Origin of the sequence: Devosia sp. (assembly GCF_036676215.1) — a bacterium.
Taxonomy (GTDB): domain Bacteria; phylum Pseudomonadota; class Alphaproteobacteria; order Rhizobiales; family Devosiaceae; genus Devosia.
The window spans coordinates 24966-42255 of sequence record NZ_JAKFDJ010000068.1 but is presented as its reverse complement, the minus strand read 5'-3'; the positions used below and the strand labels follow the sequence as shown (position 1 = coordinate 42255).

The window sequence follows — 17290 nt, the reverse complement described above, 5'->3', positions numbered from 1 at the left end:
TCAATGCAAAAAACGCTCGTAACGTTCGCAGTCGCGGCCACGCTCGGCCTCGGCGCGACGGCTGCCCAAGCAGCGACTCTCGACGACGTGAAGGCGAAGGACTACGTCCAGTGCGGCGTGACCGGCGGCGTGCCGGGCTTCTCTGCTCCCGATGCGAATAACGTCTGGTCCGGCCTGGAAGTCGATTTCTGCCGTGCGATCGCTGCTGCCATCTTCGACGACGCCGACAAGGTTCGCTTCACCCCGCTGACCAGCCAGGAACGCTTCGCCGCGCTTTCCGCCGGTGAAATCGACATTCTGTCGCGCACTACGACCTGGACCATGAGCCGCGATACCGATCTGGGCATCACCTTCGCTGGCGTCATGTACTATGACGGCCAGGGCTTCATGGTTCGCGAGGCCGATGGCATCGCATCGGCCAAGGACCTTTCCGGTGCTGCCATCTGTATCGAATCGGGCACCACCACCGAACTGAACGCCGCTGACTATTTCGAGACGAATGGCCTCGAATACAGCCCCGTCGTGTTCACCGATCAGGACGAAGTCGTTAAGGCCTTCGAAGACGGTCGTTGCGACGTGTACACCACGGACGCCTCGGCGCTTGCTGCTGAACGCTCCAAGTTCGCCAACCCGGATGAATACATCATCCTGCCCGAGATCATCTCCAAGGAGCCCCTTGGGCCGTCCGTGCGTCAGGGCGACGATCAGTGGTTCTACATCAATCGCTGGACCTACTATGCTCTGCTGGAAGCCGAAGAGCTGGGCGTGACCCAGGCAAATGTCGATGAGATGCTCGGCTCGGACAATCCGTCCATCAAGCGTCTGCTCGGCGTTGAAGGCGAGTTCGGCACCCCGATCGGCCTGACCAATGACTGGGCATACCGGATCATCAAGCATGTCGGCAATTATGGCGAATCGTTCGACCGCCATGTTGGTCCGAATACCGAAATCGGTCTTGAGCGCGGTCTGAACGCGCTGTGGTCCGACGGTGGCATCCAGTATTCGATGCCGATCCGCTAAGGCGAAGCAGTTCCGGCGCTCCCTCGGGGGGCGCCGGTTCGTCGTGGCGTGCGCTAGTAGAGGTTGGCGCCTTTAACAAACCTATGTGATCTGCCCCGCCGACATTCGGCCGGGGCCTGGTTTCGTATATGCTGGTTTGTGCCGCCCCTCAAATACGCGCGACACTCTGTTAGGGGACTTCGCAATGGCCGCCCAAGACACTCTCTCGGCACCGCCGCGGACGGCGTTCTATAATGACCCGGTGATCCGCGGCATTATCTACCAGGTCCTGGTAGCGCTTGCCGTCATACTTTTCTTCGCCTGGATCATTCTCAATACGGCGCAGAACCTGGCTGCGCAGAACAAGTCGACAGGTTTCGATTTTCTGTTCCAGACATCCGGTTTCGGCATCAGCTTCACGCTCATTCCGTTCGACCGATCGTCATACTACTGGCAAGCCTTTCTGGTCGGCCTGCTCAATACGCTGCTGGTGGCCGTCATCGGCATCTTCTTCGCGACGATCCTGGGCTTCGTGCTCGGCGTAGCGCGCCTGTCCTCCAACTGGCTGATCGCTCGTATCGCGACTGTCTATGTTGAAATCATCCGCAACATCCCGCTGCTGCTGCAATTGTTCTTCTGGTACTTCGCGGTGCTCAAGGCGATGCCGGCAGTCCGCCAGTCCTACGAATTGCCATTCAATACCTTCATCAATCAGCGCGGCATCATCGTCCCCAAGCCCCTGCCGGACAATGAGATGAACTTTGTGATTGTGGCCCTGGTGCTGAGCGTCGTGGCCGCTATCGCCATCGTGCGCTGGGCCATGAGTGTTCGGACCGCTACCGGCCATTATCCGCAGCCGGTTGTTTGGGGCAGCCTGTTCGCGAACCTGCTGATCACCTTTGGCTTTGGCTTTCTCGCTGGCAGCCTGTTGCTTGGCACCTTCCCGGCCCTGTCGGGCATTGTCGGCTTCCCGCTCATCGCTGGTGTCGTATTGGCAGGCGTGTCACTGACCCCGTTCACGCGCTTTGGCCGGGCTTTCATCGGCTTTGTAGTGACCTGGGCGATCATGGCCTTCCTGCTTGAAGGCATGTTTGCCTTCGTGCCTCCCGTGGTCATCGCCCTTGCTGCCGTGCTCACCGCCGCCGCGGTGGCGTGGATCATGATCAGGGGTGATGGTCGTCCGGCCACCGAGGGCAAGTTCCCGCTCGCCCTGGCCGTTCTGATCGTCGTGGGCGTGCCCGGCCTGGTATATTGGATTACCGGGGCGACACTGAACTTCGAGGTTCCGCTGCTCGAGCGCTTCAACTTCTCCGGCGGCGTGCAGCTCGTGCCCGAACTGGTCGCGCTGGTCTTCGGCCTCACCATCTATACGGCCGCGTTCATTGCCGAGAATGTCCGCAGCGGCATTCAGGCCGTCAGCAAGGGCCAGACCGAGGCAGCCTCCTCGCTTGGCCTGCGCGAGGGCGACCGGCTGCGCCTCGTGGTCATCCCCCAGGCGATGCGGGTGATTATCCCGCCGCTCACCAGCCAGTATCTCAATTTGACGAAGAACTCATCGCTCGGTGCCGCTATCGGCTATCCCGAGCTCGTCAACGTCTTCATGGGAACCACTTTGAACCAGACCGGTAAGGCCATCGAGGTCATCGCCATAACCATGGCGGTCTATCTGACGCTGTCCCTGACGACCTCGGCGTTCATGAACTGGTACAATGCGCGCGTCGCGCTGGTCGAGCGATAGGAGAACGAGCATGACATACTCCTTCGTTCGCCAGGAAATGGTCGACGCGCGTGGCGCCCCCATCAACACCAGCGGGCCCATTGCCTGGGCCCGCCGTAGCCTGTTCGCCACGCCCAGCGATGCCCTGCTGACAATCCTGGCTTTCGTGTTCCTCATCTGGGCCATTCCGCCCATCTATGGCTTCATTGCGCCCACCGGCATCGGTGGCAACGCTGTGGCGCCGGGCGGCACGGTTGAAGAGTGCCGCATCGAGAATGCCGGCGCGTGCTGGGCCTATATCTCGGCCCGCATGTCGTTCTTCATCTACGGCTTCTATCCGCCGACCGAATATTGGCGACCCAACATCATCTTCGCCCTGGGCGCAGTGCTGCTGTTTCCGCTGCTTGCCCCCAAGGTGCCATTCAAGCGCATCAATGCACTGCTCTTCTTCATCGCCTATCCGGTGATCTGCTTTTACCTGCTCAATGGCGGCGTGTTCGGCATGCGGTCGGTTCCGACAGAGCAGTGGGGCGGCCTTATGGTCACCCTCCTCATCTCGCTGGTCGGCATCATCTGTTCCATCCCCATCGGCATTCTGCTGGCGCTGGGGCGGCAATCGTCGCTGCCGATCATCAAGACGCTCAGCATCATGTTCATCGAGTTGTGGCGCGCCGTGCCACTGATCACCGTGCTGTTCATGGCCTCGGTCATGCTGCCGCTGTTCATGCCGCAGGGCACGACGGTCGATAAGCTGCTGCGCGCCCTGGTGGGTGTGACGCTGTTTTCCTCGGCCTATCTGGCCGAGACCGTCCGTGGTGGGCTGCAGGCCCTGCCGCGCGGACAGTACGAAGCGGCGTCCTCGCTCGGGCTGAGCTACTGGAAATCGATGGGTTTCATCATCCTGCCCCAGGCGCTCAAGCACGTCATACCCGGCATCGTGAACAGCTTCATCTCGCTGTTCAAGGACACCTCGCTGGTGTCCATCGTGGGCATTTTCGACCTGCTCAACACTGTTCAGGCGGCCAGCTCGGATATCGAGTGGTCGTCCCCAACCCAGGCGATAACCGGCTATCTGTTTGCCGGCTTCGTCTTCTGGATTTTCTGTTTTGCCATGTCCCGCTACTCCATCTACATGGAACGGCGCCTGGATACGGGTCACAAGAGGTAACGCCATGAGCGACACATCAAGCGCAGCCGTCGACCGCGAGATCGACACCTCGCACATGAAAGTATCCGACACCGATGTGGCCATCGATGTGGTGGGCATGCACAAGTGGTATGGCGACTTTCACGTGCTGCGGGACATCGACCTGCGGGTCATGCGCGGCGAGCGCATCGTCATCGCCGGACCGTCAGGCTCGGGCAAGTCCACGCTGATCCGCTGCATCAACCGCCTGGAGGAACACCAGGAGGGGCAGATCATCGTCAACGGCACCGAACTGACGGCCGATCTCAAGCGCATCGACGAGGTGCGCCGTGAAGTCGGCATGGTGTTCCAGCACTTCAACCTGTTTCCCCACCTGACCATCCTGCAGAACCTGACGCTGGCGCCGATCTGGGTGCGCGGCACCCCCAAGGCCGAGGCCGAGGCCACCGCCATGCACTATCTCGAACGCGTCAAGATTCCCGAGCAGGCCAACAAGTTCCCCGGCCAGCTCTCTGGCGGCCAGCAGCAGCGCGTGGCCATCGCGCGCTCGCTCTGCATGCAGCCGCGCATCATGCTGTTCGACGAACCCACCTCGGCGCTTGACCCCGAAATGGTCAAGGAAGTGCTCGAAGTGATGATCAGCCTGGCTGAAGAGGGCATGACCATGATCTGCGTCACCCACGAAATGGGTTTCGCCCGCCAGGTGGCCAATCGGGTCATCTTCATGGATCAGGGCCAGATCATCGAACAGAACGAACCCGAGGCCTTCTTCTCCAATCCGCAGCACGAGCGCACCAAGCTCTTCCTCAGCCAGATACTGCACTGACGCCGCGGGTAGGTTTCTGCCAAATTCTGGATTGCGCTGGCGAAATGCACAGCGCAATCCACCGCCCGGCTTGACCCCGGGTCTTGGGCTGCCAATATGTCGGTCCAGGGCAAGGGAAGCCGCCGATTGACCAGAGTTTTCAAGCGATTGCTGTCACTGCTGGCAGGCCTTGCCTGCGTGGTGACGCTTGCCGCCACGCCGGCCGGCGCGCAGACGCTGGATGCCGTGCGCGAACGCGGCTTTCTGATATGCGGCTCCAGCAATCCCCTGCCGGGCTTTGCGCAACAGGACGCCGAAGGGCGCTGGTCCGGCTTCGATGTCGATCTTTGTCGCGCCATTGCCGCGGCCATCTTTGCCGACCCCAACCTGATTGAGTTCCGCGCGCTCCGCGGCGAGGCGCGCTTTGCTGGCCTGCAGACCGGCGATATCGACGTCCTCACCCGCAACGGCCCCTGGACCCAGCGGCGCGACACCTCCTACGGCGCCACTTTCGTGGCCGCCAGTTTCTACGATGGCCAGGCTTTCCTGGTGCCGCAGTCCCTGGGCCTGGTCTCGGCCTATGAGCTGGACAACGTCAACATCTGCGTCACCGACGCGACCGGTGACCTGCAGCGTCTCGACGAATTCTTCTTCACCAATCAGGCGGCCTATGCCGAAGTTGTCTACGAGGACATCGCCGATCTCATCGTGGCCTATCAGGCGGGCCGCTGCCAGGTGATCTCCGCCGCCGGCCGCCAGCTCCAGGGCCTCCGCCGCCAGATGGCGGATCCCGCCGCCCATCGTATCCTGCCCGAGCGCATCTCCAAGGAAGCCCTGGGGCCGGTCGTCCGGCAAGGCGACAGCCAGTGGTTCAATATCGTCAAGTGGACCCTCTATGCGCTGATCAACGCCGAGGAAGTCGGCATCACCGCCCTCAATGTGGATTCCCTGCTCGCGGCGCGCACGCCCGCGGTGCGGCGCATTCTGGGCGTCGATGGCGACTTTGGCACCCCGCTCGGCCTCGAGCCGTCCTTCATGGCCGATGTCATTCGCGCCGTCGGCAATTATGGCGAACTCTATGATCGCCATTTCGGCCCGGAGACCGGCGCGGCTCTGCTGCGTGGCCAGAATGCCCTTTGGGGCAATGGTGGGTTGATGTACGCCCCGCCGATCCGCTAACCGGCGCTATCTCTCTGCCTCAGAGCAGCGGCGAGAGCAGCCGCGCGGCCTGCGTCAGAAAACGCATCGGCAGGGACCGGCGCCTGACCTCCTCGATATCCACCTGTCGGCAGCGCCTGAAGTCTTCCAGCAGCATCGCCTCGACGCCGTCGATGGCCTGCTTGTCGGTGAACCACAGGGTGATTTCGAAGTTGATGGCAAAGGAGCGGTTGTCGAAATTGACGCTGCCCACCGTTGCGATCTGGTCATCCATCAGCACCACCTTCTGGTGCAGGAAGCCGTCCTGGTAGCGATAGACGGCCACGCCATGCTCCATCATCGCATCGGCATGGGCGATGCTGGCCAGCCATACCAGCTTGTGGTCGGGCTCATTGGGCAACATCACCCGCACATCCACCCCACGCAGTTGCGCCGCAAACAAAGCAGTGCGGATATCGGTATCCGGCACGAAATAGGGGCTGACGATCCATAGCCGCTCGCGCGCCCGCCCGATTATGTCGGTGAAGGCAATGGCGCATTCTTCCAGCTTGTCGGCCGGCCCGCTTCCCATCACCAGCACGGATTGGTCGCCCGGCGTGGCGACGCTTTCCGGCGGCGCCGCCGGCAACACCTCGCCCGTGGCCCATTGCCAGTCCTCGCGGAACAGCAACGCGCAGCCCAGCGCCGCCGGCCCCGATACCCGCACATGCGTATCGCGCCAGCGCCCGAAACGCGGGTCCTCGCCAAGATATTCCACGCCCACATTATGCCCGCCGACCCAGGCGTGTTCGCCATCCACCACCACGATCTTGCGATGGTTGCGATAGTTGATGCGGGTCGGACCATAGATCCGCATGAATTTGTGGCGCTGGTTGAAGCCGGCCACCTGGATGCCCGCCTCGCGCAGCTGCGCGCGATAGCGCCTGGGCATGCCGGTGCTGCCGACATCGTCGTACAGCAGATAAACCTTGACCCCGGCTCTGGCGCGCTCGATCAGCCGCTCCGCCAGTTCCTGGCCCAGGCGGTCGTCGCGCACGATATAGAACTGCACCAGCAGGTAATCCCTGGCCTGCTCGATCCCGGCAAAGATCGAGTTGAACGTGGCTTTGCCATCCACCAGCAGCTCGACATCATTGCCGCTCAGAAACGGCACTTCCGAAACCTTGACCTGCACTGGCCATTTGTCGCTGGTCTCCCGGTCGATCAGCGCCAGGTCCTTTGCCCGCAGCGGGCGGGCGGCGCGGCCGTTGCGGATGCGGTCGGTTGCATAGTCGTCGAACGCCTTCCATCCGACGACGAGATAGAGCAATGCGGTGGGGAAGGGCAGCAGCGTCAGCGCCAATATCCAGGCGATCGACCCCTGCGACGTCCGCGAAATCATGATCTCGCGCACCGCGCAGACGAAGGCGAGCAGGTAGATCGCAGCCGTAAGCGCGGCGACCAGGTGCAGGTCGGCGATGACTGCCCTCAGGATATCGTCGATGCCTATCAAAGCGCCCCGCCAGAGTCGTGAGGCGTCACTCTATCAGCGCGCTATGTTTGAACAATCCCGGCCTTGGCTATGCCGGCTCGTTCTCAATGCTGGCGGTTGACAACTCCGAAACTCGGGGTAGGCTTCGTCGTGGCTCGTGCAGCCAGCCGCTCGCGCCCGATAGGGAACGGTGAATGCGCGATAGTCCTGTTGGTTTGACCCCGATCACCGGGCAAGCCGTCAGTAATGCGAGCGCTGACTCTCAAGTTCTTGCCCATGTGAGAGGTTCAAACCATGCACAGTTTCATGGATGCAAAACTCATGGCCAAACTCCTGCGACAGGGGTTGGCCGAACGTGACATCGACTTGGGGCACAGCGAGTGTCTCGAACTGGTCGCGCGCCAGTTCGGTGTCGCCAACTGGAATATCCTGAGTGCGCGGATCGACGCGGTCGGACTGGCGACAGCGCCCTTGCCGATGCCAGAAGGCTGGGTGGATGGCAGCGTGCAGCGGGACGGCTTTTTCCGTATGGGGCTGGACCCGGAGCAAGCTGGATGCGCGATCATCGCCAGCACCCCCATGGCTGATCATGCCCCGCAGGGTCAGTTTGGCACGATGTCGCAAAGCATCTCGGCCGAGCCGTATCGCGGCGGCGGAATACGGCTGGCCTGCGATTTGTCCTGCGAGCATATCGACGGGGCAGGCACCATCTGGCTACGCGTCGACGGTCAGCGCGGCACCGGGCTGCGCTTCAACAACCTTCTCGACATCAAGGACGTGCCTCTCAGTGGCACACGGGATTGGACGGGCTTCGCCATCACGCTCGACGTGCCGGAAGAAGCCGCATCGATCCATTTCGGGTTCCTGCTGCAGGGACGCGGGCTGTTGCGGGCGCGCAATTTTTCCGTCGAACGGGTTGAGACACTCGACGCGCCGCCCGCGCGACGCACCTACCGGCACGACGCGCCGGTTAATCTCGGCTTTTCATCCAGCTAACCAAGTGAGCCGGCCCTAGGCCGGCTCCGTCTCCAGCACGCTGGCAATGTCGATGGGCGCACGGTCTTCCATCCACAGCGGCACCGGCAGACCCTTTTCCTGCAGGAATGCCGGATTGAAGATCTTGCTGGCATAGCGGTTGCCGTAGTCGCAGAGCACCGTGACGATGGTCTTGCCTGGACCCAGGTCCCGGGCCATGCGCACCGCGCCGGCAATGTTGATGGCGCTGGAGCCACCGAGGCACAGCCCCTCATGCTCGAGCAGGTCGAAGATATAGGGCAGGGCCTCGGCATCGGAGATCTGGTAGGGATTGTCGATGGTGAGCCCTTCCAGGTTCGCCGTGATCCGGCCCTGGCCGATCCCCTCGGTGATCGAATTGCCCGAGGACTTCAGTTCCCCATGGGCATAGTAATTGTAGAGCGCCGCGCCCTCGGGGTCGGCAAGGCCAATTCTGACGTCCGAGCTGCGTGCGCGTAGCGCTTCTGCAACCCCGGCCAGCGTTCCGCCCGAGCCCACCGCACAGATGAAGCCATCGATGCGGCCATTGGTTTGCTGCCAGATTTCGGGCCCCGTCGTTTCGACATGCGCGCGCTTGTTGGCAATGTTGTCGAACTGGTTGGCCCAGATGGCGCCACCGGGCAGTTCCCGATTGAGCTTTTCCGCCAGCCGCCCGGAAATCTTGATGTAATTGTTGGGGTTCTTGTAGGGCTTGGCGGGCACCTCGATCACCTCGGCGCCATAGAGGCGCAGGGCATCCTTCTTCTCCTGGCTCTGTGTTTCGGGGATGACGATCACCGATTTGAAGCCCAGCGAATTGGCCACCAGCGTCAATCCGATGCCGGTATTGCCCGCCGTACCTTCGACCACCGTGCCGCCCGGTTTCAGCGCGCCCGATTTCACCGCATCGTGGATGATGAACAGCGCCGCCCGGTCCTTCACCGATTGGCCGGGATTGAGGAACTCGGCCTTGCCCCAGATGTCGCAGCCCGTCAGTTGGGACACGCGGTTGAGTCGGATCAGCGGCGTGTTGCCGATGGCGGCGATGAGGTCTGGGTGATTGGCCATGGATCGATCTGTAAGGTGTTTGAAGGACTTATGTTAGGGGGCCGCCCCGCTACCCACAAGCCCGGTCAGCCTCCGCAGGCACGGCTTTTCGCTACTGCCATGCGCGGCGCAACGCCAATGCGCAGGTTGCCGTCGCGCAGAATATCATTCCGTTTCACAGCCCGCTTGCCGCCCTCCAGCGCGGATGCGCGACGCCTTGAGGTCGACAATGGGGCAGGGACAGGTTTCGCCGATCCGTAAGCCGGCGCTCTCGATCGCGTGGCGCGGCGCTTGGGCTGCGCAGATTGTTGCGCAGCCAGACGATACTCGCTTGTGCCATAGGCCGGGGTCTGCGCAGGCGATACGCCTGGGAGCGGCAAATGGTTCAGTCCTATTCCATGACCTCGGCGAGGTGTTCGAGCGCCGCGCTCCAGGCCTCGATGGAAAAGATGCGTGATTCCGGATCGGCATGCGCCAGGCCGCGCTCGGTAATGGTCACGCTGGTCTGGTCCGCGCCCAGCGCCTTGAAGACGATCTCCAGCACGAAGATCAATTCCTCTGCATCATCCTCGTCGCTGTCCCGATGCACCCAGGACATCACCAGCTTCTCGTTTTCCACGAATTGCAGGATTTCCCCGCTGACGGTGTGGTCCTCGGGGTCCTCGTCGTCGCCGAACGTGGTGAACTTGTATTCCCCGCCCTCGAACGCATCGAGTTCGGCCTCGTCGGCCTGCCATTGCTCGATCAGGGCCGGATCGGTCCAGGCCGCAAACACGTCATCGATATTGGCGTCGATGGTGCGGGTCAGGGTGATCTGGCTTTCGCCGTCTATTTCCATGCCGTTGCTCATGCCGGCTCCTTGCGATGTAGCTCTGCCGTCCTGGGCAGGAAGATGGTGAGAAAACCCAGCATGGGCAGGAAGGCGCACAGGGTGAACACCTGCACCATGCCGATTCTGTCGGCCAGCGCCCCCAATACGGCCGCCCCGATGGCGCCGATGCCGAAGGCGAAGCCGAAGACAAATCCCGATATCATGCCCACTTTGCCCGGCACCAGTTCTTGCGCATAGACCACGATGGCCGAGAAAGCTGACGACAGTATGAGGCCGACCACGACACTCAGCACGATCGTGCCGGTGAGATCGGCATAGGGCATCAGCAGGGCAAAAGGCAGGGCGCCCACGATCGAGCCCCAGATCACCGCCAGCCGACCGAACCGGTCGCCAATGGGCCCGCCAAAAAACGTCCCCACCGCAATCGCGCCGAGAAAGGCAAACAGGAAGAATTGCGCATCCTGCACCGGCAGCCCGAATTTCTCGATCAGGAAGAAGGTGTAGTAGCTCTTGAACGTCTCGATATAGACATACTTGCTCAGCAGCAGCGCCCCGATCACCGCGAAGGCCACGATCAGCCGCTGGCGGGAAATCGAAGGCTTGATCACCGCCATGACGGGCCTTGTCGCGGCCAGCCTTTGATGGGCCGCATACCAGCGCCCCACATAGGTCAGCAGCATGATCCCCAGCACCGCGACAAGGGCGAACCACACCGTACTGGCCTGGCCCAGCGGCAGCACGATCAGCGCCGCTGCCAGTGGCCCAATGGCGGTGCCCGCATTGCCGCCGACCTGGAATGTCGATTGCGCGAAACCAAGCTGACCGCCCGATGCCAGCCGCGATACGCGTGACGCTTCGGGATGGAACAGCGCCGAGCCAATGCCGAGCACGGCCGAGGCCACCAGCAGCAGCAGGAAGCTGCTCGCCGTCGCCAGCATCAGTACGCCCACGCCGACGATCGCCAGCGACACGGCCAGCAGATAGGGCTTGGGCTTCACATCGCCATAAAGCCCCATGATCGGCTGCAGCAGGCAGGCGGTGATCTGCTGGGCCAGCGTCAAGAGGCCAATCTGGAAATAGTCGAGTTCGTAATTGACCTTGAGCAGCGGATAGAGCGCCGGCAGCAGGAACTGGATCAGGTCATTGATAAGATGCGCCGCACTGACGGCGAAAATGATGTTGTGCGAAGTATGCACGGCCGGTCTGGCCTTGCTTGCAACGGCGTCCATTTATGGGAAATCCAAGAGCCTGAAAATCTAGGACCCGTACCGCGCCGGAGCGGCGCTGGCAATGGCGGGATATCTGGGTTTTGGAGCTTGAAGAATTGGCTCCGCGAGCTGGACTCGAACCAGCGACCATTCGATTAACAGTCGAATGCTCTACCAACTGAGCTATCGCGGAACACATTCGTATGCCTTCAAAGCGAAGGCGAGGTCCGTGTACCGAACTTGATTTGCTTTGCCAAGCCCTAATTGCCCGGCATGTGAATAAGTTGTCCCCTGGCGCCTCAGCCCCGGGCAATTCGCCCCAACGCCACCAGGTCCGCGGGCGTGTTGAGATTGACAAACGGGTTGCTGGCGTGGCCGCCGCTCCAGTCCACCTGGCGCGCGCCCAACGCCTCCTGCAGCGCCTTGAGGCTTTTGGGCGCCCGCCCTTGCAGGACCCGGTCCGGCAGCGTCGCCAGCGCGGCGATGCGCCACGCCGCATTGGGCGGATAGAAGTCATCGCCCCATGCCGCAAGCGCCGCCGCATCATCGCCGAGTGCAGCAACCATCACGGCGCAAAAGTCCCGCGGCAGGAATGGCGTATCCACCGTCACCGATACCAGCACCCCATCGGTAATGCCGCGCGCCTGCAACGATGCCACCGCCGCCGCCAGCCCCGCCATTGGCCCGCCCACCGGCGCGGCCAGGTCCGTCACCCGGATGGAGCCAGCCCGCGTTCCGCGTCCGTCGTCGCTGGGGCCGACCGATATCATTAGGGGGGAGTCGAGGTCGCCCAATCCATTCGCGACACGGTCCACCAGCCGCATGCCACCGATCCGAAGATCCGCCTTGCGCAGTCCGCCCAGCCGCTCGCCACGGCCGCCCGCGATGATCACGGCGTGGGGCGCCGTCATTTTCCAGTCATCACCGGTTCAGGCTTGCGGCCGAAATGCAGCAGCGCCATCATCCCGATCCCCGCCACCAGGCCCCAGAACGGCGCGCCGACCCCGGCAATGGTAATGCCTGATGCCGTGGTCACAAAGGTCAGCGTCGCGGGCAGGCGGGTGTCTTCAGATACCAAAGCCCCCGAAAGCGCCGCCGTCAGGCTCGACAGCAGCGCCAGGCCCGCCACCGCCTGGATTAGCAGGGGCGGCGACGCCGCGATGAACGCCGCCGCCAGGCTCGCGCCAGGTGCCAGCAACAAATAGACCGCCCCGGCCGAAACCGGCGCCGGCCAGCGTCTTTCCCTGTCGGGATGGGCCTCAGGGCCAGCGCAAATGGCCGCGGTGATCGCCGCCAGATTGCTGGTATGTCCGCCAAAAAACGCCGTTGCCGCGCTGGAAATGCCGGTCATCACAAACAGCGGCGCCGGCGGCAGCGTGAATCCATTGGCCTTCATCACCGCCAGCCCCGGCAGGTTTTGCGAGGCCATGGTGACGATATAAAGCGGCAGCCCGATCCGCACGATGGCGTCCAGCGTGAAGACCGGCATCACCGGCACCAGGCTCGGCCAGCTGCCATCGAGCGCTCCCGGCGGCAGGTTGGTCGTGCTGGCCAGCATGATGCCCGTCACCACCACGGCAATGGGCACCGCATAGCGCCGCGCCACGCGCATGCCCACGGCCCAGGCCAGCACTACCGGCAGCGCCAGCGCCGGCATCTGCGCCACCGCATTGATTGGCGCCAGGCACAGCGTCAGCAGCATGCCCGCCAGCATGGCGTTGGCGATGGGCGCCGGAATGGCGCCGATCAGCCGCGCCAGCGGCTTGATCAGCCCCGTGAGCACGATGAGCGCCGCCGCCACGAGGAATGCCCCGGCAACCGCCGGAAAGCCGCCCACCGGCTCGCCAACCGTCAGCAGAAACGCCACGCCGGGCGTCGACCAGGCAAAGCTGACCGGCACCCGCACTCTGGCACTGACGACGATATTGAGCAGGCCGATGGCGATGCACACCGACATCAGCCCCGATCCGGCCTGTTGAGGCGACGCCCCGGCCGACGTCAGCGCCGCCAGCACCAGCGTGAACGTGCTGGCATAGCCAACAATGGCGGCCAGCGCCCCCGCCATCACAGGCTGCAGATATTCGCGCCGGCCCGCGCCGGCTATGGACAATTCGCTCACCAGATTTCCCCGCTCATCGTCCGCAACCTATGCAAGCCCGCGCCATCGGTGAAGCCCAAAACGGCCGCGCCACACCGATGCAACCCGCACGCCCCTTGGCAACCCGAGCGCCCATCTCACATGAACGGCGAATAAACGACGGGTTCACGCCGGCGTGAACTTGGCTTGGCTAATAGGTCGCCCCATCGAAACAGCGCATCGCAAGATGCCTCAATGAGGAACGACAAATGACCAAGACCTTTTCCCTGACTATCACTCTCGCAGCAGCAATCATCGGCCTTGCGGCCGCAGCAGCTCCTGCCCAGGCGGCCACCCGCCTGATGACCAGCTCGCTTGAGGGCTTCGAATATCGCTGCGAACACCACGGCGGCGCCTTCAGCCAGGACGGCAATTCTGTCGCCTGCCAGACGCCATCCGTCCCTGTGGCCTGCGAATTCTTCACCGCGACGCGGGCAGATTGCAGCTGGCCGGGCATTGAGAACCAGATCGACGTCATCCGTGTCATCGGCACTTTGACGGCTGGCGCCAGCTCAGAGCATTCCGGCGGCAATGGCGTTGTCGGCAACGGCGGTGGTGGCGGCAAGGGTGGTGGCTTCCAGGGTCCCAACGACATCAAGGATGCACCCAACAACAATCCCAAGCCAAACTTCAACGGCCCCAATGAATTCCAGATGGCGCCGTAGGTAACCTACCCGGCACCCGCGTTGCGGCCACCCGATATCGGGTGGCCGTTTTTTTTGGGCGCCAGGCCGAACACCGATCTGTCGAGCAATGACGCCAAGAGTGGGACCTTGGCCAGGCCGCAAAAGTGATTAGCCTAATGTTGGGCAGTCCAGCTAGCTTCACAAATCAATGTCTGGTGGATTCGGCCAGGCGGAGGCGCTCCGCAAATGGATAAACGAGAAGATGCAAAAGACGAATGGCCGACAAGGTAGTCTCGCTCGCATTGCGCTGATGATATGCCTCTTCGTTATTCCCTCATCCACCAAAGCTCAGGATCTTCTCACCGACGACAACGACGAAAATCTGTTCGTGATGGCCGGGCCGTTCAGCTCCGAACAGTTCAGCGGAACGCTTGAATTTTGGGATAACCAGTACGAGAGCAACGGTTTCATCGGCGCTGGCTATCAGCGCATGCTTTACGCCCACCATGGTGGGATGAAGCTTGGCGTTGAAGCGGGTTTCGGGTTGCGCCTGGGCGTTCGGAGCTCCGCAGAGGTCTGGGCCGGGGGCGTCGCTCGGTTTGACATCTTCAGACTTGGCGACGTCAGCATCACCCCGGCCCTGACCGCCGGCTTCTCGGTCGTGACCGATACCATTGGTTCCGAGACCGTGCGGGCAGATGCGCTCGGAATTAACGCGGCACTTCTTTATTACTTGGGCCCCGAGCTCTCGTTTGCCCATGCGGCCCTGCCGAATATGGAGATGCTTGCCCGCCTACATCACCGGTCCGGCGGGTTTGGCACCATTGCGCCTCTTGATGGGTCGAATGCCGTGGTTGTCGGCTTGCGGTACAAGTATTGACGGCCGTCTCGGGAAGGCGCGTGAGGTTGTTGCGAACAAAACGGGAAACGTGTTCCGTTGCGCCATCTCTTCAGCGGATCGATTCGTGCGGCCCAGTTCCCATTATCTCGACAGCCTCAATCCCGAACAGCGCCGCGCCGTTGAGCATGGCGCCGGACTGACCGCGCCCGGGCCATTGCTGGTGATCGCCGGGGCCGGGTCGGGCAAGACCAATACGCTGGCCCATCGCGTGGCGCATCTGATCGTCAACGGGGCCGATCCGCGCCGCATCCTGCTGATGACATTCTCGCGCCGCGCCGCCAGCGAGATGAGCCGGCGCGTCGAGCGCATTGCCGGCAAGGCCCTGGGCACGTCCTCTGGCGCCGTCACTGATGCGCTGAGTTGGGCCGGCACCTTCCATGGCATCGGCGCGCGGCTGCTGCGCGAGCATGCGACCCAGATCGGGCTTGATCCGGCTTTCACCATCCATGACCGCGAGGATTCGGCCGATCTGATGAACCTGGTGCGGCATGAGCTGGGTCTCAGCGAGGCCAAAAGCCGGTTTCCCACCAAGGGGACGTGCCTGGCCATCTATTCGCGCGTGGTCAATGCGCAGGATGAGCTGGAAGAGGTGCTCAAGACCGTCTTTCCATGGTGCGCCATGTGGCCGGAACAGTTGCGGACCCTGTTCGGCGCCTATGTGGCGGCCAAGCAGAGCCAGAACGTGCTCGATTACGACGACCTGCTGCTCTACTGGGCCGGCATGATGGCCAATGCGGGCGTGGCCGCCGCAGTCTCGGCGCGGTTCGACCATGTGCTGGTCGACGAATACCAGGATACCAACAAGCTGCAATCGTCGGTGCTGCTGGCGCTGCGACCGGGCGGGCAGGGCCTGACCGTTGTCGGCGACGATGCGCAGTCGATCTATTCGTTCCGCGCGGCGACGGTGCGCAACATCCTCGATTTTCCCGCCGCCTTCACCCCACCGGCCGATATCGTCACGCTCGACCGAAATTATCGCTCGACCCAACCCATTCTGGCCGCGGCCAATGCGGTGATCGATCTGGCGAGCGAACGCTTCACCAAGAACCTGTGGACCGAGCGGCAGTCCGATGCGAGGCCCCTGCTGGTCACGGTGCGGGACGAGGCAGACCAGGCCCGCTATGTGGTTCACAAGGTCCTCGAGGCGCGCGAGGGCGGCACGACCCTCAAGAACCAGGCGGTGCTGTTCCGCACGTCCAGCCATTCCGGGCCCCTGGAAATCGAGCTGACGCGACGCAACATCCCCTTCGTCAAGTTCGGCGGGCTCAAGTTTCTCGATGCCGCCCATATCAAGGATCTGCTGGCTATCCTGCGCTGGGTGGAAAATCCGCGCGACCGGGTGGCGGGGTTCCGCGTGCTGCAATTGCTGCCGGGCGTCGGTCCGGCTTCGGCGGGCAAGATCCTCGATGCCATGGCGACGGGGCCCGATCCCGTCTGGACGCTAGGCGAAATCCCGGCGCCGCAGCGGGCGGGGGAAGGCTGGAGCGGGCTGGTGGACCTGGTTCGGCGGCTGGCGCGGCGCGAGGCGGGCTGGCCGGTGGAACTGGGCTATGCGCGTCTGTGGTATGAGCCGCTGATGGAGCAGGCCTATGAGGACGCCCAGGTGCGGCTCGCCGACATCCTGCAGCTCGAACAGATCGCGGCGGGCTATCCCAGCCGCGAACGGTTTCTCACCGAGCTGACGCTGGACCCGCCCGATGCGACCAGCGACCAATCCGGTATGCCGCTGCTCGACGAGGACTATCTCATCCTCTCAACCATCCATTCGGCCAAGGGGCAAGAGTGGAAGGCGGTGCATGTGCTAAACGTCGTGGATGGCTGCATTCCATCCGATCTGGGCACGGGTACGACCCATGAGCTGGAGGAAGAGCGGCGCCTGCTCCATGTGGCGATGACAAGGGCGCGCGACGAGCTCAATCTCATCGTGCCACAGCGCTTTTTCGTCACCCAGCAGGCTCGGCATGGCGACCGCCATCTCTATGCCCAGCGCACTCGCTTCATTCCGCGGACCATGGTGCCGCTCTTCGAGGACATTTTGTGGCCCCCGGTGACGCCGGCCTATATCGAGGGTCTGTCGCCAGCCCCCGCCCGCATGGATATCACAGCGCAAATGCGCGGCATGTGGAGCAAGTAGCGGGCTGGAGCGATCGACCTTGCGATTACCCGCATAGATTTCAGAATTCTGCGCGCGCGGGGCAGCGAGCTGCTCAAAAATTCACCGTCCGTTAGCCAGGCTCTTGCATAAGGGA

At 62.9% G+C, this 17290-nt stretch carries 15 protein-coding genes and 1 tRNA gene; 9 read left to right on the top strand and 7 right to left on the bottom strand.

What is annotated here, in order from left to right; all coding sequences use genetic code 11:
* Window positions 1–3 precede the first annotated feature (3 nt).
* The 5 genes from V6M52_RS06730 to V6M52_RS06710 all read left to right on the top strand — a co-directional run bounded on the left by V6M52_RS06730 (window position 4) and on the right by V6M52_RS06710 (window position 5847).
* Window positions 4–1020, top strand: a complete 1017-nt coding sequence (locus V6M52_RS06730; RefSeq protein WP_332686043.1) for an amino acid ABC transporter substrate-binding protein — start codon at window positions 4–6, stop codon at window positions 1018–1020.
* A 184-nt stretch (window positions 1021–1204) separates the two neighbouring features.
* Window positions 1205–2737, top strand: a complete 1533-nt coding sequence (locus tag V6M52_RS06725) for an amino acid ABC transporter permease (protein ID WP_332700493.1) — start codon at window positions 1205–1207, stop codon at window positions 2735–2737.
* A 10-nt stretch (window positions 2738–2747) separates the two neighbouring features.
* Window positions 2748–3884 carry an amino acid ABC transporter permease gene (locus V6M52_RS06720; RefSeq protein WP_442881824.1) on the top strand — a complete coding sequence of 379 codons (1137 nt, stop codon included), beginning with the start codon at window positions 2748–2750 and terminating at the stop codon, window positions 3882–3884.
* Between the two features lie 4 nt (window positions 3885–3888).
* Window positions 3889–4689, top strand: a complete 801-nt coding sequence (locus tag V6M52_RS06715; protein ID WP_332686047.1) for an amino acid ABC transporter ATP-binding protein — start codon at window positions 3889–3891, stop codon at window positions 4687–4689.
* A gap of 126 nt (window positions 4690–4815) precedes the next feature.
* Window positions 4816–5847, top strand: coding sequence for an amino acid ABC transporter substrate-binding protein (locus tag V6M52_RS06710; RefSeq protein ID WP_332686049.1), 1032 nt, complete (start codon window positions 4816–4818; stop codon window positions 5845–5847).
* A gap of 19 nt (window positions 5848–5866) precedes the next feature.
* Here the strand turns inward: V6M52_RS06710 and cls are convergent, their stop codons facing one another.
* Entirely contained in the window at window positions 5867–7318 is a 1452-nt protein-coding gene (cls, locus tag V6M52_RS06705) for a cardiolipin synthase (RefSeq protein WP_332700492.1), read from the bottom strand.
* 273 nt (window positions 7319–7591) lie between these two features.
* Between cls and V6M52_RS19955 the strand changes: the two genes are divergently transcribed.
* Complete coding sequence (locus V6M52_RS19955) at window positions 7592–8293, top strand: glyoxalase superfamily protein (protein WP_442881823.1); 702 nt, start codon at window positions 7592–7594, stop codon at window positions 8291–8293.
* 15 nt (window positions 8294–8308) lie between these two features.
* On the opposite strand, the gene V6M52_RS06695 is transcribed toward V6M52_RS19955, so the two are convergent.
* The 6 genes from V6M52_RS06695 to V6M52_RS06670 all read right to left on the bottom strand — a co-directional run bounded on the left by V6M52_RS06695 (window position 8309) and on the right by V6M52_RS06670 (window position 13496).
* A complete protein-coding gene (locus V6M52_RS06695) occupies window positions 8309–9358 on the bottom strand; it encodes a cysteine synthase A (RefSeq protein ID WP_332686053.1) in 1050 nt (349 codons plus the stop codon).
* A 370-nt stretch (window positions 9359–9728) separates the two neighbouring features.
* A complete protein-coding gene (locus V6M52_RS06690) occupies window positions 9729–10187 on the bottom strand; it encodes an SRPBCC family protein (RefSeq protein ID WP_332700491.1) in 459 nt (152 codons plus the stop codon).
* Entirely contained in the window at window positions 10184–11398 is a 1215-nt protein-coding gene (locus tag V6M52_RS06685; protein ID WP_332700490.1) for an MFS transporter, read from the bottom strand. The genes V6M52_RS06690 and V6M52_RS06685 overlap by 4 nt, the downstream gene beginning before the upstream one ends.
* A gap of 96 nt (window positions 11399–11494) precedes the next feature.
* Window positions 11495–11570: transfer RNA gene (locus tag V6M52_RS06680), tRNA-Asn, on the bottom strand.
* A gap of 106 nt (window positions 11571–11676) precedes the next feature.
* Window positions 11677–12288, bottom strand: coding sequence for a molybdenum cofactor guanylyltransferase (gene mobA / locus V6M52_RS06675; RefSeq protein WP_332700489.1), 612 nt, complete (start codon window positions 12286–12288; stop codon window positions 11677–11679).
* The gene (locus tag V6M52_RS06670; RefSeq protein WP_332686061.1) at window positions 12285–13496 is read right to left on the bottom strand and encodes a benzoate/H(+) symporter BenE family transporter; all 1212 of its coding nucleotides are present in this window, start codon (window positions 13494–13496) and stop codon (window positions 12285–12287) included. The genes mobA and V6M52_RS06670 overlap by 4 nt, the downstream gene beginning before the upstream one ends.
* 227 nt (window positions 13497–13723) lie before the next feature.
* On the opposite strand from V6M52_RS06670, the gene V6M52_RS06665 reads away from it, so the two are divergent.
* The 3 genes from V6M52_RS06665 (at window position 13724) to V6M52_RS06655 (ending at window position 17175) form a co-directional block, all read left to right on the top strand.
* A complete protein-coding gene (locus V6M52_RS06665; protein WP_332700488.1) occupies window positions 13724–14179 on the top strand; it encodes a hypothetical protein in 456 nt (151 codons plus the stop codon).
* A gap of 223 nt (window positions 14180–14402) precedes the next feature.
* Complete coding sequence (locus tag V6M52_RS06660) at window positions 14403–15020, top strand: hypothetical protein (protein WP_332700487.1); 618 nt, start codon at window positions 14403–14405, stop codon at window positions 15018–15020.
* Window positions 15021–15105: 85 nt separating this feature from the next.
* Window positions 15106–17175 (top strand): ATP-dependent helicase, encoded by a 2070-nt coding sequence (locus V6M52_RS06655; RefSeq protein ID WP_332700486.1) that lies wholly within the window; start codon window positions 15106–15108, stop codon window positions 17173–17175.
* Window positions 17176–17290: the final 115 nt, after the last annotated feature.